Annotated in this window: 20 protein-coding genes; 10 read left to right on the forward strand and 10 right to left on the reverse strand. The window is 63.0% G+C overall.

The genetic code is table 11. The features are described from left to right. Window positions 1-61: 61 nt before the first annotated feature. A complete protein-coding gene (locus tag ACSZPK_RS18640; RefSeq protein WP_437883016.1) occupies window positions 62-1687 on the reverse strand; it encodes an ATP-binding protein in 1626 nt (541 codons plus the stop codon). Between the two features lies 1 nt (window position 1688). After that, on the reverse strand, window positions 1689-2414 hold the full coding sequence (locus ACSZPK_RS18645) for a response regulator (RefSeq protein WP_437883017.1): 726 nt from the start codon (window positions 2412-2414) through the stop codon (window positions 1689-1691). A gap of 717 nt (window positions 2415-3131) precedes the next feature. On the opposite strand from ACSZPK_RS18645, the gene ACSZPK_RS18650 reads away from it, so the two are divergent. The 5 genes from ACSZPK_RS18650 to ACSZPK_RS18670 all read left to right on the forward strand — a co-directional run bounded on the left by ACSZPK_RS18650 (window position 3132) and on the right by ACSZPK_RS18670 (window position 9157). Continuing rightward, window positions 3132-6041, forward strand: a complete 2910-nt coding sequence (locus ACSZPK_RS18650) for a ribonucleoside-diphosphate reductase subunit alpha (RefSeq protein WP_437883018.1) — start codon at window positions 3132-3134, stop codon at window positions 6039-6041. Window positions 6042-6396: 355 nt separating this feature from the next. Continuing rightward, on the forward strand, window positions 6397-7650 hold the full coding sequence (locus ACSZPK_RS18655; RefSeq protein WP_437883019.1) for a ribonucleotide-diphosphate reductase subunit beta: 1254 nt from the start codon (window positions 6397-6399) through the stop codon (window positions 7648-7650). 204 nt (window positions 7651-7854) lie between these two features. Next, on the forward strand, window positions 7855-8379 hold the full coding sequence (locus ACSZPK_RS18660; protein ID WP_437883020.1) for an REP-associated tyrosine transposase: 525 nt from the start codon (window positions 7855-7857) through the stop codon (window positions 8377-8379). Between the two features lie 95 nt (window positions 8380-8474). Beyond that, complete coding sequence (locus tag ACSZPK_RS18665) at window positions 8475-9005, forward strand: hypothetical protein (RefSeq protein ID WP_437883021.1); 531 nt, start codon at window positions 8475-8477, stop codon at window positions 9003-9005. Then, window positions 9002-9157 carry a hypothetical protein gene (locus ACSZPK_RS18670; protein WP_437883022.1) on the forward strand — a complete coding sequence of 52 codons (156 nt, stop codon included), beginning with the start codon at window positions 9002-9004 and terminating at the stop codon, window positions 9155-9157. The genes ACSZPK_RS18665 and ACSZPK_RS18670 overlap by 4 nt, the downstream gene beginning before the upstream one ends. Before the next feature lie 15 nt (window positions 9158-9172). Here ACSZPK_RS18670 and ACSZPK_RS18675 read toward each other — a convergent pair whose 3' ends face one another. After that, window positions 9173-9916, reverse strand: coding sequence for a class I SAM-dependent DNA methyltransferase (locus tag ACSZPK_RS18675; RefSeq protein WP_437883023.1), 744 nt, complete (start codon window positions 9914-9916; stop codon window positions 9173-9175). Between the two features lie 117 nt (window positions 9917-10033). Between ACSZPK_RS18675 and ACSZPK_RS18680 the strand changes: the two genes are divergently transcribed. Both ACSZPK_RS18680 and ACSZPK_RS18685 read left to right on the forward strand, forming a co-directional pair. Beyond that, the gene (locus ACSZPK_RS18680; RefSeq protein ID WP_437883024.1) at window positions 10034-10723 is read left to right on the forward strand and encodes a GNAT family N-acetyltransferase; all 690 of its coding nucleotides are present in this window, start codon (window positions 10034-10036) and stop codon (window positions 10721-10723) included. A gap of 145 nt (window positions 10724-10868) precedes the next feature. Then, entirely contained in the window at window positions 10869-12053 is a 1185-nt protein-coding gene (locus ACSZPK_RS18685; protein WP_437883025.1) for a GGDEF domain-containing protein, read from the forward strand. Here ACSZPK_RS18685 and ACSZPK_RS18690 read toward each other — a convergent pair. Then, a complete protein-coding gene (locus tag ACSZPK_RS18690; protein ID WP_437883026.1) occupies window positions 12036-12908 on the reverse strand; it encodes a LysR family transcriptional regulator in 873 nt (290 codons plus the stop codon). The two genes, ACSZPK_RS18685 and ACSZPK_RS18690, sit on opposite strands and share 18 nt — an antisense overlap. Before the next feature lie 95 nt (window positions 12909-13003). On the opposite strand from ACSZPK_RS18690, the gene ACSZPK_RS18695 reads away from it, so the two are divergent. After that, window positions 13004-13762 (forward strand): SDR family NAD(P)-dependent oxidoreductase, encoded by a 759-nt coding sequence (locus ACSZPK_RS18695; RefSeq protein WP_437883027.1) that lies wholly within the window; start codon window positions 13004-13006, stop codon window positions 13760-13762. Between the two features lie 150 nt (window positions 13763-13912). On the opposite strand, the gene ACSZPK_RS18700 is transcribed toward ACSZPK_RS18695, so the two are convergent. Then, on the reverse strand, window positions 13913-14476 hold the full coding sequence (locus ACSZPK_RS18700) for a DUF2076 domain-containing protein (RefSeq protein WP_437883028.1): 564 nt from the start codon (window positions 14474-14476) through the stop codon (window positions 13913-13915). A 249-nt stretch (window positions 14477-14725) separates the two neighbouring features. On the opposite strand from ACSZPK_RS18700, the gene ACSZPK_RS18705 reads away from it, so the two are divergent. Continuing rightward, window positions 14726-15583, forward strand: coding sequence for a DMT family transporter (locus ACSZPK_RS18705; protein WP_437883029.1), 858 nt, complete (start codon window positions 14726-14728; stop codon window positions 15581-15583). A 6-nt stretch (window positions 15584-15589) separates the two neighbouring features. On the opposite strand, the gene ACSZPK_RS18710 is transcribed toward ACSZPK_RS18705, so the two are convergent. Continuing rightward, a complete protein-coding gene (locus tag ACSZPK_RS18710) occupies window positions 15590-16225 on the reverse strand; it encodes a UPF0149 family protein (protein ID WP_437883030.1) in 636 nt (211 codons plus the stop codon). Window positions 16226-16327: 102 nt separating this feature from the next. Then, complete coding sequence (locus ACSZPK_RS18715) at window positions 16328-17641, reverse strand: FAD-dependent oxidoreductase (protein WP_437883031.1); 1314 nt, start codon at window positions 17639-17641, stop codon at window positions 16328-16330. Window positions 17642-17845: 204 nt separating this feature from the next. Between ACSZPK_RS18715 and ACSZPK_RS18720 the strand changes: the two genes are divergently transcribed. Beyond that, entirely contained in the window at window positions 17846-19849 is a 2004-nt protein-coding gene (locus tag ACSZPK_RS18720) for a peptidase U32 family protein (RefSeq protein ID WP_437883032.1), read from the forward strand. Between the two features lie 199 nt (window positions 19850-20048). Here ACSZPK_RS18720 and ACSZPK_RS18725 read toward each other — a convergent pair whose 3' ends face one another. The 3 genes from ACSZPK_RS18725 to ACSZPK_RS18735 all read right to left on the reverse strand — a co-directional run bounded on the left by ACSZPK_RS18725 (window position 20049) and on the right by ACSZPK_RS18735 (window position 22045). Next, entirely contained in the window at window positions 20049-20360 is a 312-nt protein-coding gene (locus ACSZPK_RS18725) for a hypothetical protein (RefSeq protein WP_437883033.1), read from the reverse strand. 131 nt (window positions 20361-20491) lie between these two features. Further along, window positions 20492-21079, reverse strand: a complete 588-nt coding sequence (locus ACSZPK_RS18730; RefSeq protein ID WP_437883034.1) for an eCIS core domain-containing protein — start codon at window positions 21077-21079, stop codon at window positions 20492-20494. A 105-nt stretch (window positions 21080-21184) separates the two neighbouring features. Beyond that, window positions 21185-22045 (reverse strand): CAP domain-containing protein, encoded by an 861-nt coding sequence (locus tag ACSZPK_RS18735; protein ID WP_437883035.1) that lies wholly within the window; start codon window positions 22043-22045, stop codon window positions 21185-21187. Window positions 22046-22073 lie beyond the last annotated feature (28 nt).

The following is a 22073-nucleotide window of genomic DNA, read 5'->3' on the forward strand; positions in this document are numbered from 1 at the left end:
GGAAAAGCGCAACGATAACGGCATGGACCGGCAAAGCAAACCAGAGTTGCGTCGTGATTCTTCATCGCTTGCCTTGCGTAGCCTCGTCCTGCTGGCGCGGCCAGATCAGGCTGAAATGGGCGCCGCCCAGATCGACGCTGCGACCGATATGGGCGTGACCGGCATGCCAGTGGATGATCCGGCGCACGATGGACAGCCCCAGGCCGTGCCCGCCAGAGGCCCGGGTGCGGCTGTCATCCAGGCGCAGGAATGGCGCGAACACGCGCTCCCAGGCTTCCTCGGGAATGCCCGGCCCGTCGTCCTCGACATCCAGGCGACAACGGCGATGACCGAAGCGGTAGCTGATCCGCACCCGTGATTCGGCATGGCGCATGGCGTTGCTCAGCAGGTTCTGCAAGGCACGTTGCAGGTAACGCGGCTCGGCCTCCAGCCAGGCGCCCTCGTTACCTGGCGCATTACGCGAAGGCCCCAGCTCGACCCGAACCGAAGCCTTCAGCGGCGCCAGCTCCGCGATCAGGCGCTCGATCATCGCGTGCAAGTCGACGCGCTGGTAATTCAGCGCTGGCGAGCCCTGTTCCAGACGCGCATACACCAGCATCTCGTCGACCAGCCCGTCGAGGTCCTGGATATCGCTGTCCATGCCCTCCATATATTTGCGCCGCGCCTGCTCGGTCTCGGCATCGCCGATCATTTCCAGGCCGAAGCGCAGGCGGGCGACTGGCGTGCGCAATTCATGGGACACCGCGCGCACCAGTTCGCGCTGCATGCCAAGCAGGTTCTGCAAGCGCTCGGCCATGCTGTTGAACGCCGCAGCCAGGCGCCCCACCGAATCGACGCCCGCGCCAGGCACGCGGGTATCCAGATGCCCGCTGGCCAACAGGCTCGCCGCCTGCTCCAGGCCCTGCAGGCGCCGCTCCAGCCGGCGTACCAATAGATAGAGGATCAACCCGGTCAGGCTCAGGCCGAGCAGGCTGACCAGGATCAGCAGCTCAGGCGGATAGGGATTCATCTGGTCGATCGGCCCCGCCTCCAGCACCCAGGGCGTGCCGACCATGCCGGCAATCACGCGGATCGAATTGCCGTCCTTGCCGAACGCCAGCACCGTATCGCCCTCTTCCACCCGGCGGCGCTGGTCGTCGTCGAGATCGACCTTTTCCAGGGTCACCAGGCGCAGGTCGAAACCGAACTGCTTGGCTTGCCTGATCTCGGCCAGACGATGCGGTTGCTCGATAACCGGATAACGCACCAGTTCGTCCATCAGCAGGAACACCGTGGCCCGTGCCAACTGCTCGCTGATCTGCTCGACCTCGGCGGTCAGCACCCGCCGTGCTTCGACATCGACGACGCTGTAGACCTTCACCGCGTGCGGGCCGGTCTGCTCGACCAGCACCTGGCCGCGCAGGATGCGGCTGCGCGCGCGATTGTCCAACGGTTCATCGGCAAGGCTGCGCAACGCCAGCGGCACACCGAGCAGGCGCCCCCAGGTGGCCAGGGCGCGCTGACGGTCGATCGGCTCCATACGCGCCAGGTTGTCCGACATCAGGCGAAACGTGCCACGCGCCAGTTGCTCACGGTACTGGTCGCTGCGCACCTCGTTGGTCAGGCGTACAGCCGCCGCGCCAAGCAGCGCCACCAGCAGCAGGACGGCAACGATACCGCCATAGATACGCAGGAAGATCGAATTCACTTCACGCCAGCTCCACGGCCGCCTCGCCGACGAACAGGTAACCCTTGCTGCGAATGGTCTTGATCACCCGCGGGTGCTCCAGATCGTCGCCGAGCTTGGGCCGGATGCGCGAAATACGTACGTCGATGGAACGGTCCTGGCCGTCGTACTCGATCCCCCGCAGCAGGTTGAAGATTTCCTCCCGCGAAAGAATGCGCCCGGCATTGGCCGCCAGCAGCCAGAGCAGGTCGAACTCGGCGCCGGTCAGCTCGATCGGCCGCCCGCTCAGCCACACCTCGCGCATGGCACTGTCCATCACCAGCTTGCCGAAGGTCAGGCGCCTGGCGCCTGGCGCAACGGCCACCTCGGCTCCCGCTTCACGCCGGCGCAGCAGCGCACGGATGCGCGCCAGCAGCACGCGTGGCCGCACCGGCTTGCAGACATAGTCGTCGGCGCCCATTTCCAGGCCGAGGATTTCATCCATGTCGTCGGTGCGCGCGGTGAGCATGAGGATCGGCCCGGCATAGTGCTCGCGCACCTTGCGGCAGATACTCAGGCCATCCTCGCCCGGCAGCATCAGGTCGAGCACCACCAGGTCCGGCTGCTCCCTTATGATGCGCGCCGCCGCCACGCCGCCGTCCGCCTCGATGCTAACGACGAGGCCATTGCCTTGCAGGTATTCGCAGGTCAATTCGGCCAGTCGCCGATCATCCTCGACGATGAGCACATTCCAGGCTGGCTGATCCACGGAGCCTCCTCGCGAGGTCGGGCAAAGACGCGCATTGTAGCAATCGCCGGCAGCGACAACGCATCCGGGGGTCTTGACAAAACAGCGGCCAATCAGGTCTTCGGCGCTGGAATAAAACCCTACATATTGTGTTTTTGTGAACCACTGAAAACTTTCACGCGATGGTAAAAAAACCTATTCATCATCGACAAACGGTAGCTCGCGGCCACATCCAGCTACCATGCGGCTTATGGCCTCTTACCCCAAGATAACCCACAGATTTATCCACAGAGCGAAGGCCTTGCCATCTCCTCACCATCGCACTATCTTGTATTCCCATTGCGACAAACCCCAACATGTTGGGGTTTCAGCGAAAAGAGACACAAGCATACTTGCACCGAAACAGTCCACCCGTAGGGCTAAAAAAGTGCAGGAATGAAACGGAAAAAGGTGCTGCGGCGCCCTTCGTTCCAGCGGGATGCCACAGACGCCACACGGACAGAGCATCCTCACAGACAACACAACATCTAGTGGTGCCGCGCCAATGCGTGGCACAAGACTTTAAAAGCGCCAGGGAAGCAGGCCACCGTCGTCCTTCCCTGCCTTGTTCACGAGTCCCGGCCAAGCCATTGTGCGTGTCCGACGTTGTTGAAATGGAATGAACGGTGGTTCGCCGCGGCACTCAACCGCTCAAGCGTCCGACTTTCTATAGATAAAGAACACGGAGATCCCATCCCCATGCATACCGACACAACTCGCGAGAACCCGCAGGCAGCGGTGCCGCAGGCCACAGATGCGCAGCAGAATCTGAGTGCCACGGCTCCCGGCCAACTGCGCGTGATCAAGCGCAACGGTACTGTCGTGCCCTACACCGACGACAAGATCACCGTCGCCATCACCAAGGCGTTCCTCGCAGTTGAAGGCGGCACCGCCGCCGCCTCGTCGCGTATCCACGACACCGTCGCGCGCCTGACCGAACAGGTCACCGCCACCTTCAAGCGGCGCATGCCGTCGGGCGGCACCATCCACATCGAAGAGATCCAGGACCAGGTCGAACTGGCCCTGATGCGTGCCGGCGAGCAGAAAGTCGCCCGCGACTACGTGATCTACCGCGAAGCCCAGACCGCCAAGCGCAAGCAGGAAAACAGCGCGGAAATCGCCCAGCCGCACCCGAGCATCCGCGTGACCAAGGCCGACGGCAGCCAGCAGCCGCTGGACATGGGTCGCCTGCAGACCATCATCCGCGAAGCCTGCGAAGGCCTGGCCGAAGTCGATGGCAGCCTGATCGAACGCGAAACCCTGAAGAACCTGTACGACGGCGTCGCCGAGAAGGACGTCAACACCGCCCTGGTGATGACCGCCCGGACCCTGGTCGAGCGCGAGCCGAACTACTCCTACGTCACCGCCCGCCTGCTGATGGACAACATCCGCGCCGAGGGCCTGGGCTTCCTCAACGTCGCCGCCAGCGCCACCCACCACGAGATGGCCGAGCTGTACGCCAAGGCCCTGCCGGCCTACATCGAGGCAGGCGTGGAGTTCGAACTGCTCGACGCCAAGCTCAAGGACTACGACCTGGCCAAGCTCGGCAAGGCGATCAACCACGAGCGTGACCAGCAGTTCACCTACCTGGGCCTGCAAACCCTGTACGACCGCTACTTCATCCACAAGGACGGCATCCGCTTCGAACTGCCGCAAGTGTTCTTCATGCGCGTGGCCATGGGCCTGGCCATCGAGGAGAAGCAGAAGGAAGAGCGCGCCATCGAGTTCTACAACCTGCTGTCGTCCTTCGACTACATGGCCTCGACCCCGACCCTGTTCAACGCCGGTACCCTGCGTCCGCAGCTGTCCAGCTGCTACCTGACCACCGTGCCGGACGACCTGGGCGGCATCTACGACGCCATCCGCGACAACGCCCTGCTGTCCAAATTCGCCGGTGGCCTGGGCAACGACTGGACCCCGGTGCGCGCGCTGGGCTCCTACATCAAGGGCACCAACGGCAAGTCCCAGGGCGTCGTGCCATTCCTGAAAGTGGTCAACGACACCGCCGTCGCCGTGAACCAGGGCGGCAAGCGCAAGGGCGCGGTCTGCGCCTACCTGGAAACCTGGCACATGGACATCGAGGAATTCCTCGAACTGCGCAAGAACACCGGTGACGACCGCCGCCGCACCCACGACATGAACACCGCGAACTGGATTCCGGACCTGTTCATGAAGCGCGTGTTCGACGACGGCAAGTGGACCCTGTTCTCGCCGAGCGAAGTCCCGGACCTGCACGACCTGACCGGCAAGGCCTTCGAAGAGCGCTACGAGTACTACGAAGCCCTCACCGAGTACCCAGGCAAGGTCAAGCTGTTCAAGACCATCCAGGCCAAGGACCTGTGGCGCAAGATGCTCTCGATGCTGTTCGAGACCGGCCACCCATGGCTGACCTTCAAGGACCCGTGCAACCTGCGCAGCCCGCAGCAGCACGTGGGCGTGGTGCACAGCTCGAACCTGTGCACCGAGATCACCCTGAACACCAACAAGGACGAGATCGCCGTGTGCAACCTGGGTTCGGTGAACCTGGTCAACCACATCGTCGATGGCAAGCTGGACCTGGCCAAGGTCGAGAAGACCGTGAAGACCGCGGTACGCATGCTCGATAACGTCATCGACATCAACTACTACTCGGTGCCGCAGGCGAAGAACTCCAACTTCAAGCACCGTCCGGTCGGCCTGGGCATCATGGGCTTCCAGGACGCGCTGTACCTGCAGCACATCGCCTACGGTTCCGACGCGGCCGTCGAGTTCGCCGACAAGTCGATGGAAGCCATCAGCTACTACGCGATCCAGGCTTCCTGCGACCTGGCCGACGAGCGTGGCGCCTACGAGACCTTCGCCGGTTCGCTGTGGAGCAAAGGCATCCTGCCGCTGGACTCCCAGCAGATCCTCATCGAAGCCCGTGGCCAGAAGTACATCGACGTCGACCTCAGCGAGTCCCTGGACTGGGCACCGGTGCGCGAGCGCGTGCAGAAAGGCATCCGCAACTCGAACATCATGGCCATCGCACCGACCGCGACCATCGCCAACATCACCGGCGTATCGCAGTCCATCGAGCCGACCTACCAGAACCTCTACGTGAAATCGAACCTCTCCGGCGAATTCACCGTGATCAACCCCTACCTGGTACGCGACCTCAAGTCCCGCGGCCTGTGGGACCCGGTCATGGTCAACGACCTGAAGTACTACGACGGCTCCGTGCAGCAGATCGAGCGCATCCCGCAAGACCTGAAAGACCTGTACGCCACCGCGTTCGAAGTCGAGACCAAGTGGATCGTCGATGCCGCCAGCCGTCGCCAGAAGTGGATCGACCAGGCGCAGTCGCTGAACCTGTACATCGCCGGCGCCTCGGGCAAGAAGCTCGACGTGACCTACCGCATGGCCTGGTACCGTGGCCTGAAAACCACCTACTACCTCCGTGCCCTGGCCGCGACCAGCACCGAGAAGTCCACCATCAACACCGGCAAGCTCAACGCCGTGTCGAGCGGTGGCGACAAGGAAGGCCTGCAGGCCGCTCCGGCGGATTCGAGCAGCCTGCCGACAGCCGGTCCGGCGCCCGTGCCAAAAGCCTGCGCCATCGACGAGCCGGATTGCGAGGCTTGCCAGTAAGGTAGTCGCCGGGACTCTGGATCCCCGCCTACGCGGGGATGACGGGGGATATCTCGTCATTCCCGCGCAGGCGGGAATCCAGACTCTCGACCCAAACCCCAAAAGCTTGGCTACAAACGCGAACCCAGGGCCTGTTCTGTATTGCGCAGTAACAGCACGCGGCACATACGCCCTACGAGCACACGGTCCGGGAGCCGCACAAATCCCCACGAACCATTCACCAGCCCGGCAACTCACCGCCGCGCGGATCAAAACCAAAAGTCAGTCATTGCCTTTGCGTGCAAAGCAACGAACCGACTGGAAACTCACACAGGCCCCCGCCATCGGCGCACGGCCGCAAGCAGGAGGAAACCCCATGCTGAGCTGGGACGAATTCGATAAACCAGAAGAAGGCGCCGCACCGGCAAAACCGGGCAACGCGCAACACGCCCACGCCGCTGCCGACTTCGACAAGCTCGACAGCGAAGCCGCCGGCTCAGTGGAAGAGGCCCGTGCGGTCGATGCCAGTGATTCCGAGGCCGTCGCCCGCGCCAAGCGCTCGCTGGACGAGCTGGACATCCAGGAAGGCCTGGACGACCTGGAAGGCTCCGCGGCCCGCGTGCAGGTCGGCGACAAGCAGATGATCAACGCCCGCGCCGACCTCAACCAGCTCGTCCCCTTCAAGTACGACTGGGCCTGGCAGAAGTATCTGGATGGTTGCGCCAACCACTGGATGCCGCAGGAAGTGAACATGAACGCCGACATCGCCCTGTGGAAATCCACCGACGGTCTCAGCGAAGACGAGCGTCGCATCGTCATGCGCAACCTGGGCTTCTTCTCCACCGCCGACAGCCTGGTCGCCAACAACCTGGTGCTGGCCGTGTACCGCCTGATCACCAACCCCGAGTGCCGCCAGTACATCCTGCGCCAGGCCTTCGAGGAAGCGATCCACACCCACGCCTACCAGTACTGCATCGAGTCGCTGGGCATGGACGAAGGCGAGATCTTCAACATGTACCACGAGATCCCGAGCGTCGCGAAAAAGGCCTCCTGGGGCCTCAAGTACACCCGCTCGATCTCCGACCCGGAATTCAAGACCGGCACCCCGGAAACCGACCGCCAGTTCCTGCGCAACCTGATCGCCTACTACTGCGTGCTGGAAGGCATCTTCTTCTACTGCGGCTTCACCCAGATCCTTTCCATGGGCCGCCGCAACAAGATGACCGGCACCGCCGAGCAGTTCCAGTACATCCTGCGCGACGAATCCATGCACCTGAACTTCGGCATCGACGTGATCAACCAGATCAAGATCGAGAACCCGCACCTGTGGGACGCCACCATGAAGGACGAGGCGACCCAGATGATTCTCCAGGGCACCCAACTGGAAATCGAATACGCCCGCGACACCATGCCCCGCGGCGTCCTCGGCATGAACGCGGCGATGATGGAGGACTACCTCAAATTCATCGCCAACCGCCGCCTGACCCAGATCGGCCTGAAGGAAGAATACCCAGGCACCGCCAACCCATTCCCCTGGATGAGCGAGATCATGGACCTGAAGAAAGAGAAGAACTTCTTCGAGACCCGGGTTATCGAGTATCAGACTGGTGGGGCGCTGAGCTGGGATTGATGGCTTGTGGAGGCGCATGGACGCGCTGACTATCGAGAGATAGCGATTTAGCAAGTAGCCCGGACAACACCGCCAACGGTGGATGAAAAAAGCGTCATCCACCCTACGGGATATCGTGCGGGTTTGGAGCTACCGCGTAGGGTGGACAACGCGAAGCTTGTCCACCATGGTTCAGGCAACGAAGATGCTCAAGGATGAGCCGCCATGCCCGATTACCGTCGCGCCCGTGTTCCGGGCGCTACTTATTTCTTCACCGTCAATTTGCGTGATCGCTCGAGCGATCTGTTGATCCGCGAAATCGATCTGCTGCGTGAGACGGTACGCGCTACGCGCGCTCGACACCCCTTTCATATCGACGCCTGGGTGGTGCTGCCCGAGCATATGCATTGCATGTGGACGTTACCGCCGGGCGACGCCGACTTTGCATTGCGCTGGAATATAATCAAATCCGCCTTCTCCAAGCGCCTGCCCATCGTTGAAACACGTACCGCCAACCAACAGCGCCGACGTGAGCGTGGTATCTGGCAAAAGCGTTATTGGGAGCACTTGATCCGTGATGAACGGGACTACCAGAACCACTTCGATTACATCCATATCAACCCGTTGAAACATGGGCTTGTCGAACGGTTGGCGGATTGGCCGTATTCGAGTTTTCATCGGGTGGTGGCGATGGGTGTTTATCCGGAGGATTGGTGTGTTGATCCGGATGAGGGGGATTACGGGGAGTGAGCAGATAACCGGCTCCGATGGTGGACAAGCTTCGCGTTGTCCACCCTACACACTATATCGCACGGCGTTTCGAGGATGAATCGAATGACGCGGGCATGCCTGCCGCGCAAGGAGTCACGCATATGGATATCCGCTTTCTCTCGCTCAGCGAATTTCACAGCCTCTATTTCTACCGTTTCATCACCCTGGCGATCCTGCTGGCAATTGGCGGATTGATTCTGTTCAAGCTGTTCGAGACACCGCTGTCCGATACTGCCCTGGTCACCGGCTGCCTGTTGGTCATGGCATGGCGGTTCGCGGTGGAATGGCGCCGCGTGCAGAAAAGCGCTCCCGCCTTCCTCCATAACGATGAACTGGTCATTGCCTCGGCTAACAGCCACCAGCAAATCCCGCTGGCGAAGATCCGTTCGATCAAGTCCCGCCACTGTATCTTCATGGCCCGACGCTATCGGTCATGGGACGATCACGTAGCCTTTCTGGAAATCACCCTGAACAATGGCGAGCGGGCGTTCACGCTTGTCGAAAGCGCAGTGCTGGAATTCCCGGCCGGCAAGCAAACACTCGAAGCGTTACGTGCGACAGTCGCTACCGCAAAAGCGAAGAGCCTGGCCCAGAAGACGACGTGATCGTTTTTGCGCCCCTGCCGGCAGACCGCTACAACTCACTGATCGCCGATCAGGCCAAGAGCGAGCAGCTCAAACAGCAGTTCCAGCAAAGCGTACGGTCGGACGAGCATCTGATGGGGCTGATGCAGAAAATCGGTATCCCGCTCAGTTGATGCCTGGGCTGCGATCTACCTTTTGACGCACACGAACACCCCGTTCCCCGAGACCTCATCCCACGGGACGATCTTCTCGTAGTCATGCTCGAAGACATGAACGTCGAACCACGGCTGCAGGATGACCTGCAGCTCGGCGAAGCTCACCGCCACCATCGGGTGTTCATCGTGCCAGACCAGGCGCTCAGTCGACGTGGCCTTTTCGATGCTGAGTTTCAGCGATTGCCGTTCACCTTCACCACTGTAGTGCCAGCCGGAGCTGAAGGTGAAATGCCCGTCCTCGTGCGTGGTCGTATGGCTGGCGAACAGCGCGTTGTCGATGCGGTTCTTGTCGACGGCGTTGAAGCAGAACACGCCCCCCGCGTCGAGGGCGGCGTGCACGCTGGCGAGGCAGGCTTTAAGCCGCGCGATGCTGGCGCTGTAGTGGATGGAATAGAGAAAGCAGGTGATCAGGTCGAGCGGCTCATCCACCACGAAACCACACATATCCTGAAGGGCAAACTGCGCTTGCGGGCAACGTGCAGCGGCGCGGTCCAGCATCGGTTGGTTGATATCGAGGCCGCTACTCTTGTAACCGGCATCAAGAAAGTGACGAATGTGAGGTCCAGTACCGCAGGCCAGATCGAGATGGCGACGCCCGCCATTGCCGAAGATCTGCTGCAGCCGCTGCACGCTATGGCTCTGCGCACGGTAGTCGATGTCGGCGCACATCAGGTCGTAGTAACCGGACAGGTCGGTATAGAGGGCGTTGACGGACATGCTGGCCTGGCGATCTTCGATAAGGCTTGAGGGCGCGCATCATATCCCAGCCAGAACAGGAATCCGCATCGACTCAGCGGCTACAATAGCGCCACCCGACCCGGAGCCCGTTTGTCGATGTTCACCCTCGTTCACCTGGACACCCCGCCGCCCGAATCCCTGAAAAGCCAGGTCCTGCAGATGGCCGTGGACTATTTCAGCGACATCAGCCCGCTGCCGCTGACGCCCAGCAACCCGCTGTATCAACTGTACCAGTACGTGATCGGCTACGAACTGCACCTTTATCTGCAGGCCATGGGCAGCGACCCGGAAAGTTCGGCGCAATTGATCCTGGCCCTGGACGATGAAGATCCATCCCAAGTGCTCGGTTTCACCCTGTACCTGCCGAGCCGCGACGACCCAGAGGCCTGCACCCTGCCCTACCTGGCCGTGCAATCCAGTCACCGCCGACAGGGCATTGCCCGCGCCATGTTGCAACGGGTCAGCACGCAACGCCCCCATGTCGAACTGGCCTGCGCGGTGAGCAAGGTGACGTTGTTCGAAATGCTGGGTTTCCACGTGCTGGCCGCCCAAGGACCGCACGTGCTGATGAACACCCGCGAGCATCGTTCGAACGGCCTGGTGGCGGTACAGGACCTGGCGCCCATCTTCCAGTCCAAGGAAGTGCGGCAGATCCATGCCTACCTGCTGAAACAGAACGGCAAGCAAGCGATGAGCGAAGCGGAAGACGAGCGCGACCGCCTGCTCGACCAGATGGCCTTCCAGGCCCAGGCGCTGGTGAAGGAACGGTTCCCGACGATTCATTGATGCGGTCACGGAACGTGCCCGAAACGCCCCGACCCAGCCGACCGCCTGCCCCTGCGAAAACGCCACCAGGCACTTACAATCAGTGGTGAAAAGCGTTTCCATACGCCTGTCCATCTCCCTACCCGAAATACAGGTCACCTCGCACATGGCGTTCGACGCCCCCACCATGATGACCCTCAGCATCGTTCTCGCAGCGACTGCGGCGCTCTACCTGGCGCTGGAGTGGCGCAGTGTGCGTGAGTCGCCCTTGCTGTTCTGGAGCGGAGGTTTCGCCACCATCACCATTGGTTCGACCCTCGCCCTGCTGCGCGGCAGTGGCCTGATCTTCATCGGGATCTGGTTCGCCAACGGTTTATTGGTGACGGCTCACCTGTTGTTCCTGCTGGGTGTCGTGCGCTTCACCGAAACACGGCTGTCACGGGCCTGGTACCTGGTATTCGTCGTCTGGCTGGCGATGCTGTTGCTGCCGGAGGGGCCGCAATGGTCGAAGATCATGCTGCTGACCAACTCGCTGCTGGTCGCCTCGCTGACGCTCAAGGCCAGCTTCCTGTTGTGCCCCCATGGCACGTCATTGAGCGTGGGGGCAACGCAACTGCGCTACGTGCTGCTGGTGCATGGTTCGTTCTATGTCGCCAAGGCACTGACCGCCGTCACCCCTGGCACGCTCATCGACCTCACCGCCTTTCGCGGCGAGATCATCCAGATATCCCTGGTCGAAGGCGCGATGGCGATCATGCTGATCGCCATGTCGATGACCGGGACCGTGCGCTGGCGCCGCGAGAAACGCATCGCCCGGCTGGCAGCCCGCGACCCGCTGACCACGCTGTACAACCGCCGCGCCCTGGAAGTCCGCGCGCCGCGCCTGTTGAACGACGTATCCGCTGCTCGTCCCGGTGCCCTGCTGCTGATTGATATCGACAACTTCAAGCCGATCAACGACCTGCATGGCCACACTGCCGGTGACCGCCTGCTGGTCACCCTTAGCGGGATGATTCGTGCGCACCTGCCCGAAGGTGCGCTGGCCGCGAGGTTAGGTGGCGACGAGTTCGTCATCCTCCTGCGCGAAGCCTCGAATGAACGTATCTTCAGCCTGGGTAACGTCCTGCGCGAGCAGTTCCACCTGGAAACCTCGCAAACCTTTGCGACCCCCGAGGCGGTCACCCTGAGCATCGGTGCCAGCCTGTTCGACCAGCCGCCCGCCAGCCTGGCCGCCCTGATCGAGCAGTGTGATGCGGCGTTGTACGAGTCCAAGCGCAACGGGCGCGACAGCATTCGCCTGCTAGACCGGACCGCATCGGGTGAACCGACGCCTTCACGCGAAACGCTGTAGCAGAAACTCAACGAAACTGCGCACCGTCACCGAACGCCAACGCGCCTGCGGATAGACCACCCCAAGCGGGCGGGTCAGCTCCTGCCTCTGAAACAGCCGCACCAGATTGCCGGCCTCGACATCGGCCCGCAGCAGGAAGGCCGGTTGCAGGATGATGCCCAGCCCCTGCAGGGCGGCGAGGCGCAGCGCCGGGCCGCTGTTGATGTACAGGCGACCGCGCGGCAAGGGACCAATGCGCTCGCCGGTCTGCTCGCTCCACTGAGCAAGCGCTTTGCTGTCCATGCCCAGGCAATCGTGCTGCGCCAGTTCCTCGAAGTGACGTGGCACACCGCGCCGCTGCAAATAATCCGCTGCCGCACAGCACCACATGCAGTACGGCTGCAGCGGCCTGGCCACCAGCGACGAGTCGGTCAACGTACCGATGCGTATGGCAACGTCGATCCCCTCCTCCACCAGGTCAACCACGCGGTCGCTGAGCATCACGTCGAGGTTCACCTCTGGATGACGCTCCAGGTACTCACCCAGCACCGGGGTCAGCCCGTAGGTCCCGAACGACAGCGGCGCCGACACCCGCAACGGCCCGGCCGGCTCCAGCCGCTGGCTTTCCGCATGGCGCTCGGTATCGGCGACCAGATCGAGGATTTCGCGGCAGCGGGCGTAGTAATCCTCGCCAAAGGCGGTCAACCGCTGACGACGGGTCGTGCGTACCAGCAACTGCATACCCAGCCGTTGCTCCAACGCTCGCAGGTGATTGCCCGCCATGCTCGGCGATATGCCATGGGACTGGGCAGCCGCGGCCAGGCTGCCATGATCGACCACCTGCACGAAGACACGCATGCTTTCGAGCAGATCCATTGAACACTCCTGCTTATCAATCAATGCACATAGAGCTGGTTTATCTCATTTAACTGACGGATCAATCTAGCGCCATCTACTCAATGGAGGTGTTCATGGACCTGCAACTGAATCAACGCACCGCTCTGATCACTGGCGCCAGCAGCGGCATCGGTGCCGGTATCGCCCGAGTACTCGCCGCCGAAGGTGTACGCGTCGCCATCGTGGCGCGCCGTGGCGACGCGCTGGAAAAACTGGCCAGCGACATTTCCGAAGCCGGCCATCCGCGCCCGCACGTGGTCGCCGCCGATATCACGCGTGCTGACGAAGTCCAGCGTCTGGCCCGAGCGGCAGAGCAGGCATTGGGCCACGTCGATATTCTGGTCAACGCCGCTGGCGGCTCACGCCCGATGAGCATGAATGCCAGCGATGAAATCTGGGACGAGGCGTTCAACCTGAACTTCACCGCAACTCGCCGGGTGACCCAGGCCTTGCTGGAGGGCATGCGCTCGCGTAGCTGGGGCAGGATCATAAACTTCAGCGGTAGCATGGAACCACGGGACATAAACGGTGCGGGTGCCGCCAAGGCGGCGGTGCACTTCTGGTCCAAGGGTATGGCCAGCCAGTTGGCCAGCGAAGGCATCACGGTCAATACCATCGCGCCCGGACGGATCAACTCCGAACAGATCCTGCAGAAGCTGCACCCTACGCCCGAGGCACGCGCGGCGTTCATCGCCAGAAATATCCCCATCGGTTACTTCGGCGAACCCGCGGACGTCGCGTATCTGGTCGCCTACCTGGCCTCGCCGCTGGCGCGTTACCTGACGGGTGAAGTGATCGCCGTGGATGGCGGCATGCACACCTTCGCGCACTGACGAGAGGGAACATCGCTGGCTTTCGATGCCCGACATGAAGCGACTCGCCCGTTTCCCCGAGCGAGTCGATCCCAGATGGGGTGGCAAGCTCACCGACCTTTACCGCAGCTACATCGACTGGCCCCAGTTGGGCCGCTTCATCGCCAATGCTCAACGGATCGCGGTGTCATCCTCGAGAAAATCCGAGCTGTCGAAGGCATCCGTGTCTATTTCCTCCATGCCAGCGAAGATGTCTTTTCCATGAACCGCCTCGACAGGCAAAGGCGCGTCAGCGAGAGGTTGCTCTTGGGAAACCAAGGGTGCGACCTCGTTGGCCGGCATCACCCCCCCCATGTCGCCGGTTGCGCTGCGTAGCGCAGAGGTCATGAAGCGGGTATCCCGAGACTCACCAGCAGCAGATGATGAACGACCAGCAGAAAGAAGCGGCCATTTACCGTCGCCAAACAGCCCTGCCAGGAAACCGTTTGTGCTGGAACGCTCCTGATACTGTTGGGCAACCTGCACTTCCAGGAGCTGGATACGCTTGTCCAGATGCCTGATCTCCTCCTCCTGAACCAACAGAGCCTGCGCCATGTAATAAGGCGCGAACGCTTGCCCAGCCAGGTGCTGGGCGATCCTTGCCTCGGCTTCGGCATCCCGCGGGGTGCTCTGGCGCTCGGCGTCCCGCAGACGCGAGAACAGGTCGTCGATCAGCGCTTGTTCTTCGGAATTCATGGCGCCCTCGATTGAAGCGGATGAAACATCCGTGTGTGGATCAGGCATCAATGCCTGTCGAATCAGGGGTTTGAGGGAAGCCGTAGGGACAAGTTCCAGGCCAGGGACAATCAACGCGGCAGCCCGGCAGGTATGGATACGTCGTGAACGACACTGACGAAGACGCACCTGAGAACGCCATCCAGGCAGGTGGAGGAGATCATCGCCTCACTCGACCTACCAACAAGAATTCATTGCGAGGGAAGACGGATGAAAGACTCCGCGCGCGGCCTGCTGCTGGTGACGACCGGGATCGTCGTTTTGAGTTTCGACGGCCTGCTGGTGCGCCTGGCCCAGGCCGATGGCTGGAGCATCGTGTTCTGGCGCGGGCTGTTCATGTTCCTTGCCCTGGGCATCTTCTCGCTGTCGGCGAAAAGCCGGGCGAGCCTGAGGACACAGCCACTGCCATGCGGTTGCTCCGCGCTGCTGCTCGCGCTGATCTCGATCTTTTTCGTCCTGGCGGTCATTCACACCCGGGTCGCCAACGTGGTGGTCATCCTCAGCACCGCCCCGCTGTTCGCCGCCCTGCTCACCCGCTTCTTCCTGCGCGAGCAGGTAGCCCTGCGCACCTGGCTGGCGATCGGCGTGGCGACCCTGGGGATTTTCATCGTCTTCGCCGGCTCGCTGTCCCGGTCGGACATGGTCGGCAATCTCTACGCCTTGCTCTCGGCCGCCGCATTGGGCGCCAACCTGACGCTGCTGCGCCGCCATCCCGCTATCGCGCGCATGCCGTTGATCGCCCTCGGCGGGCTGATGGCCGCGCTGATCAGCCTGCCCAATGCGCAGCCCTTCGGCCTGGCCAGCTCAAGCTACCTTGCCCTGGCACTCATGGGCCTGGTGCAGATGCCGGTGGCCACGCTGCTGATCAACAACGCCACCCGCTACCTGCCCTCGGCCGAGGTGGCGCTGTTCTATCTGCTGGAAAGCGTGCTCGGCAGCCTGTGGGTCTGGTGCCTGCTGGACGAAGTACCGGCCAGCGCGACGCTGTATGGCGGGGCCCTGGTCCTCATCACCCTGGCGGCCCATGCCGGCATGAGCCTGCGCGCAAGAACCCCGCTCCTCGCCTGAATCAGCTCACGGCATGCAGCACTGCTTGTGCTTCTTGCCACTGCCGCACGGGCACGGGTCGTTGCGCCCGACCTTCGGCTCTTCGCGACGGACTGGCAGCAACGGTTCGCGACGCGCCAGCCAATAGGCATGCAGCTCGATGGCCGAGGCCTCGATCAGGTCCAGCGAGGTTTCGTACTCTTCCGGCGTGAAGCCGGCGACGATCTTTTCGCCTTCTTCGGTGCAGTGCAGGGCGATCACGGAAATAAGCTCGGTCAGCTCATCGTCCTGCTCGTCTTCGAGCCAGCCGGCCAGGTCCGCGCCGTTCATGTAGCCGAAACACCAGGCCTCGACGATGACCTTCTCCTCGTCATCGACCATGAACAGCGCCTCGTAGGACTCCGGCTCCTCCGTAAGCGCATAGATCGCCTGGTTCATCAAGGTGATGGCCAGCTTCAGGAAGCGCTCGGCTTCCTCCGGGGATTCCCAGGCAGGCTCATGGCCCTCGCCCCAGATCGCCGGATACCAGACGCTGTGCGGAACGACCTTCGGTCCCGAGGCAATCGCCGTCAGGAAACCATCCAGTTCACTGGCACTGAAGATGGAGTTCTCACCGCCATACTTGCTCAGAAGCTGATCGATCAGTTCTAGTTCTTCGTCCACGTTCAGGCCCTTCCAGATGAGTTGAGCAGGCGACCACAATCGGTGCGCGCTTGCGACAGGGCGGCAAGCCTACACGATTGCCTTACGGCTGCGCAGCAGCAGTCAGAGTGTAGCCACGGACACGGCCTGCGCAGGCGCTGTTTCATCAGCCAACACGGCTGGCGCCTGGCCGTTCCATTCATGCAGAGGCCGCGAGGCATGCCGGGAAAACAACCATCCAGTGCGCCCGCCGACCAACGTCGTCACCGCATGGGCACGACTCGCCGGCATATGCCGGGCCAGGAACAGCAGGGTATCGCGCAGCACGCTGAGGCTGCGGCTGTGCGACTGGAAAAGCGGCGTCAGCCAACGGCTGGCCTGGCGGTAATAACGGATATGGCTGCTACGCAGCTTGCCGTACGCGGTGAAAACGGTTGGCCAGTCGGTCTCCTGCCCGCGTTCGCCGACCTGGCCAAGCGCCGCGCTCAATGCCGCCGCATCGATCAGCGCCATATTGGCGCCCTGCCCCAGTTGCGGGCTCATGGCATGGGCGCAGTCGCCGATGGCCAGGACCCGGCCGTCGTTCCAGCGCGCCATGTACACATCGGCATAGGCGGCAAGGGTGAGTTGCCCGGGCTCGCCGATCTGTTCGAGGAACGCCTCGGCCGGGTCGCCGGCCAACTGCCTGATCTGCTGCTTCCAGGCGTCCAGCCCGGCTTCGCGCCAGGCCGGGTAGTCGGCGACCGGCAGGCTCCAGAACAGGCTGGTCAAGCCTGACGAATCCAGGCTGGCACGCCCGGTCGGCATCAGGCCGAACATCTGCGCGCAGTGGCGATACCACTGGCGCAGTTCATCGGTCTGCCCGACGGGCGTCGGCAACATGCTCCACAGGGCTCCCCAAGGGTATGGCCTGGCGCTCTGGCGCACCCGCATCTGCTCGCGCAGCGCCGAGCGAGTACCGTTGGCCAGCACCAGCGCGGCGAAGTCGCCAAGCGCACGCTCACCTTCCGGCCCCTCGGCGAACAGTTGCACGTGGCTGTCGGCCTGCTGATAGCGGCTGACCCGCACGCCGGTCTCGATCACCACGCCCGCCGCTACGGCGGCCTTGTACAGCGCGCTCATCAACGCGGAACGGTGCATGCCCAGGCCGAAGCTGCCGGGGCGCCAATGATCGTAGCGGGTGTCGAGAATCACCCGCTCGGCGCAGGCGCTGGTGCCATACAGACGACTGATCGGCGCCCCCAGACGGGTGCACTCGTCGAGTATTCCCAGTTCCAGCAACACCGCCATGCCAGCAGGCTGCAACAGGACGCCGGCGCCTATCGGCCCGAGGGCGGGCACCTGGTCCAGCACGCGCACGCGATAGCCTTGCCGGGCCAGGTAGATGGCCGTGGCCAGTCCCGCCGTGCCCGCGCCCACGATCGCCAGATCCTTCATACCGCCACTCCTTGAACTGCCCGTGATGCCATGCTGGTTGTCGGCGGCGATTACAAGCCAAGCGGCGCAGGATGTCCACCCGGCAGGCGAAGGTGGCGAGTGCCTGCCAGACCGGTACAATGCGCTCCTCAACCGTGCCCCGGAAGGTGTTTGCCAACGCTCGCTGCGTTGGCAAGCGCCTTCTTTGCCTAAAAAAGAAAAATCATGTCCTTGCCCAAGAACCATCTGGAATTGCTCAGCCCTGCGCGCGATGTAGAGATCGCCCGCGAGGCCATCCTGCATGGCGCCGACGCCGTGTACATCGGCGGGCCGAGCTTCGGTGCGCGGCACAACGCCTGCAACGAGGTCAGCGAGATCGCCGGGCTGGTGGAGTTCGCCCATCGCTACCACGCGCGCATCTTCACCACCATCAACACGATCCTGCATGACGATGAGCTGGAGCCGGCACGCAAGCTGATCCACCAGCTCTACGACGCAGGCGTGGATGCGCTGATCGTGCAGGATTTGGGTGTGATGGAGCTGGATATTCCACCCATCGAGCTGCACGCCAGCACCCAGACCGACATCCGTACCCTGGGCCGGGCCAAGTTCCTCGACCAGGCCGGCTTCTCGCAACTGGTCCTGGCCCGTGAGCTGAACCTGCAGCAGATCCGCGAGATCGCCGAGCACACCGACGCGGCCATCGAGTTCTTCATCCACGGTGCGCTGTGCGTGGCCTTTTCCGGGCAGTGCAACATCTCCCATGCCCAGACCGGCCGCAGCGCCAACCGCGGCGATTGCTCGCAGGCCTGCCGCCTGCCCTACACCCTGAAAGACGACCAGGGCCGCGTGGTCGCCTTCGAGAAGCACCTGCTGTCGATGAAGGACAACAACCAGAGCGCCAACCTGCGCGCCCTGGTCGAGGCGGGCGTGCGCTCGTTCAAGATCGAGGGGCGCTACAAGGATGTGGGCTATGTGAAGAACATCACGGCCTACTACCGTCAGCGCCTCGACGACATCCTCGAAGACCGCCCGGACCTGGCTCGCGCCTCCAGCGGTCGCACCGCGCATTTCTTCGTGCCCGACCCGGACAAGACCTTCCACCGCGGCAGCACCGACTACTTCGTCAGCGAGCGCAAGGTCGACATCGGCGCCTTCGACTCGCCGACCTTCACCGGCCTGGCCGTGGGCCACGTGGAAAAGGTCAACAAGCGCGACCTGATCGCCGTCACCCACGAACCGCTGTCCAACGGCGACGGCCTCAACGTGCTGGTCAAGCGCGAGGTCGTCGGCTTTCGCGCCAACATCGCCGAGCTGAAAGGCGAGTTCGTGGAAGACGGCGAGAAACGCTGGCGCTACCGGGTCGAACCCAACGAAATGCCGGCCGGCATGTTCCGCCTGCGTCCCAACCACCCATTGAGCCGCAACCTCGACCACAACTGGCAACAGGCGCTGCTCAAGACCTCGGCGGAACGACGCATCGGTATCCAGTGGAAGGCGGTATTGCGTGAAGAACGCCTGAAGCTGACCGCCATCAGTGAAGAAGGCCTGAGCGCCACGGTCAGCCTGGACGGCCCGTTCGGCGTTGCGAACAAGCCGGAGCAGGCGCTGGATGGCTTGCGCGACCTGCTCACCCAGCTCGGCACCACCCTCTATCACGCCCAGGGTGTGGAGCTGGACGCACCACAGGCGTTCTTCGTGCCCAACTCGCAGCTCAAGAGCCTGCGCCGCGAAGCCATCGAGGCGCTGACCGAAGCCCGCGTGGCCGCTCATCCGCGCGGCGCGCGCAAGGCCGAAAGCAGCCCACCGCCGGTGTACCCGGAGTCGCACCTGTCGTTCCTCTACAACGTCTACAACCACAAGGCCCGCGACTTCTACCATCGCCATGGCGTGCAACTGATCGACGCCGCCTACGAGGCCCACGAAGAACTGGGCGACGTGCCGGTGATGATCACCAAGCACTGCCTGCGCTTCTCCTTCAACCTGTGCCCGAAACAGGCCAAGGGCGTCACCGGCGTGCGCACCAAGGTCGCACCGATGCAACTGGTCCACGGCGATGAAGTGCTGACCCTGAAGTTCGACTGCAAACCCTGCGAGATGCACGTGGTGGGCAAGATGAAGGGGCACATCCTCGACCTGCCGCTGCCGGGCAGCTCGGCGGCGCAGGTAGTCGGCCACATCAGCCCGGAAGACCTGCTGAAGACCGCCAGGCAGCGTGCCCCGCACTGAGAACCTGTTCACGATCTGCTGCGCGTCGGCCAAACAAGGTTGAAAGCGACCTCGGAATGCTCATTTACAACTCGTAAACTCTGCTTCCTCGACCACTTTCGCCCATGTTTTACTCTAGCTCGCGAGATCGTGAACAGGTTCTGAGCCCAGGACGGCTGCGGGCTCGTCGGGGGCCCGCGCACCTTCTAGCGAAGGCGCCTCACCACTGCCCGCTGAATATGCAGGTCAGCGCCTCGATACCACTGAACACATACCAGGGTGCCGGATCGTCGCAACCGCTGACGAAGAGGGCGATGGTGGTGTCTTTCGAGTGCAGCGAGTCCTGCGCCGAGGCGAACACATCCGGATGCGCGGATGTACGCGCATCGGTGGATAACAACCTGGCGAGATCGCTCTGCGCTTGGCTGGCCGGGCTCAGAGAATGAGCACTGCTGGCCTGGGCCGAAAGAGCGGCGGCACTGGTAATAGTGAAGGCGGCACTGAGCAGCAAGGCTTTTCCGAAGCGTTCCATGGCGGTTTCCTTGTAATGAGCTGAAGGCGCCGCATGCACTTCAGCGGCACGCCCCACCTTAAGACCGTACCGGGCAGGGCTCCATAGAACGGGCGGGCTAATGGCACGTCGATATGGCGAAGCGGCAGGGCTCATTGGCGCTGGGCGCGCAATACATTGGCCACGTCGATCTGGCGTCGGTACGCGGGCGCCTCGACCGCATTGAAATCACGCGAATAGCGCCTGGCGAACTCGGCGCTGCCCCACTCCCGGTACTGCTGCACATGCCACAGTTCATGGGCCCACAACACCACGTCATGCTCGGCCATCTCGCGGCTGCGAAAGACGATGATGTCGACCAGGGTCACCGCCTTGACGTCGGGATTCTGCAACATGGTACGCGCCGCACTCATGTCATCGTTATCGCCGACCTTGTAGCGCACGCCATCGAGCAGTTGCGCCGGATAGAACGGCAGCAGCCGGCGACGAATCTCCATAGGTATCGGCAGGGTTCCCTCGCGCGCCGCGGCTGCCCGGGAGCGCAGAATCCAACCTTCCAGCGCAGAGGCAGCCATGCCGCCAGCCTGCTCCTGCAGCGGGCCGAGCACACCGTTGGGGTCGTTGATACAGACGCAACCGCCCAGGCACACCTCGGTCCGGCCAGGACCACAAGCGAGGGCAGGCAAGGCCGAGCACAAGCCGATGATCAGGACAACGTTTCGCAAGATGGATCTCGGCATCAGAACCTTCCGGTTATGTTCAGGATTGATTGCTCCTATCGATAGCAGGGTGCGTACTCCGCGGCGGCTATCGCTTCGCCGCGGCGCCACCTACGAGCGCTGCGCCTAACGTGGCGCGCCGAACACCTGGGTCCAGTACACCGACGCATCGCTCTGCGGATTGACCGCGTGGGCCGCCCCCATTTCGCTGAACTCCGCATTCATGACGTTGAAGCAATGCTGCGAGCTGGCCAGCCAGCCGGCGACCACTTGCTGCGGCTCGCCCTGGCCCGCGGCGATGTTCTCGCCGATCCGCTGCCAGGCGTAACCGGCCTGGGTCGCACGCTGCCCGGCGAGGCTACCGTCCCTGCCCTGGTGGCTGAAATAGTTGTTCAGGGCCATCTCGCGGCTGTGGGCCAGGGCGACCTCGCCCAAGGTCTGGTTCCAGGCCAGCGGCGCTGCCGCATCGACCCGCTGGTCACCGCAGTAGCGGGCACTGGCGCGGGCTTCGTTGACCGCCTTGAGGATCGCCTGGCCAGTGCTCTGCCAGTCGCCCAGGTTGGCTGGCAGCAGAGGCCGTGCAAGCACCACCTGCCAGGTGTTGCCACTGTGCAGCACACCGATCTGCGCGTACTGCGGATCGAGCAGGCGCGCACAGTGCATCTGCTGCAAGGCCTGCATCGCGCTCGCAGCGTTGGCCGGGCCACGCACAGCCAGCATCTGCACCGCTGCCGGTTGGTAGCCGGCCTGGCGCAGGGCGTCCTGCAACTGCTCGGAGGACATCACCAGGCGCCCGGCCAGGCGTGCTTGCGGCGCCAGCGGTCCGATCCCCAGCGTCTGCTTGCCAGCACAGGTCTGCGGGGACTGGCGGTAGTCATTGATCAGGCGCACCAGGATCTCGGCGTCATCCGCCGCAACCACGTGCTGGCAAAGCAGCGCTGCCAGTATCGGCAGGCCACGTAAAATCGATTGGCGCACAGCCTTCATGTTCCACCTCGTTGGAAACATCCGGTTA

Source organism: Pseudomonas sp. LRF_L74, from assembly GCF_965644255.1.
Taxonomy (GTDB): domain Bacteria; phylum Pseudomonadota; class Gammaproteobacteria; order Pseudomonadales; family Pseudomonadaceae; genus Aquipseudomonas.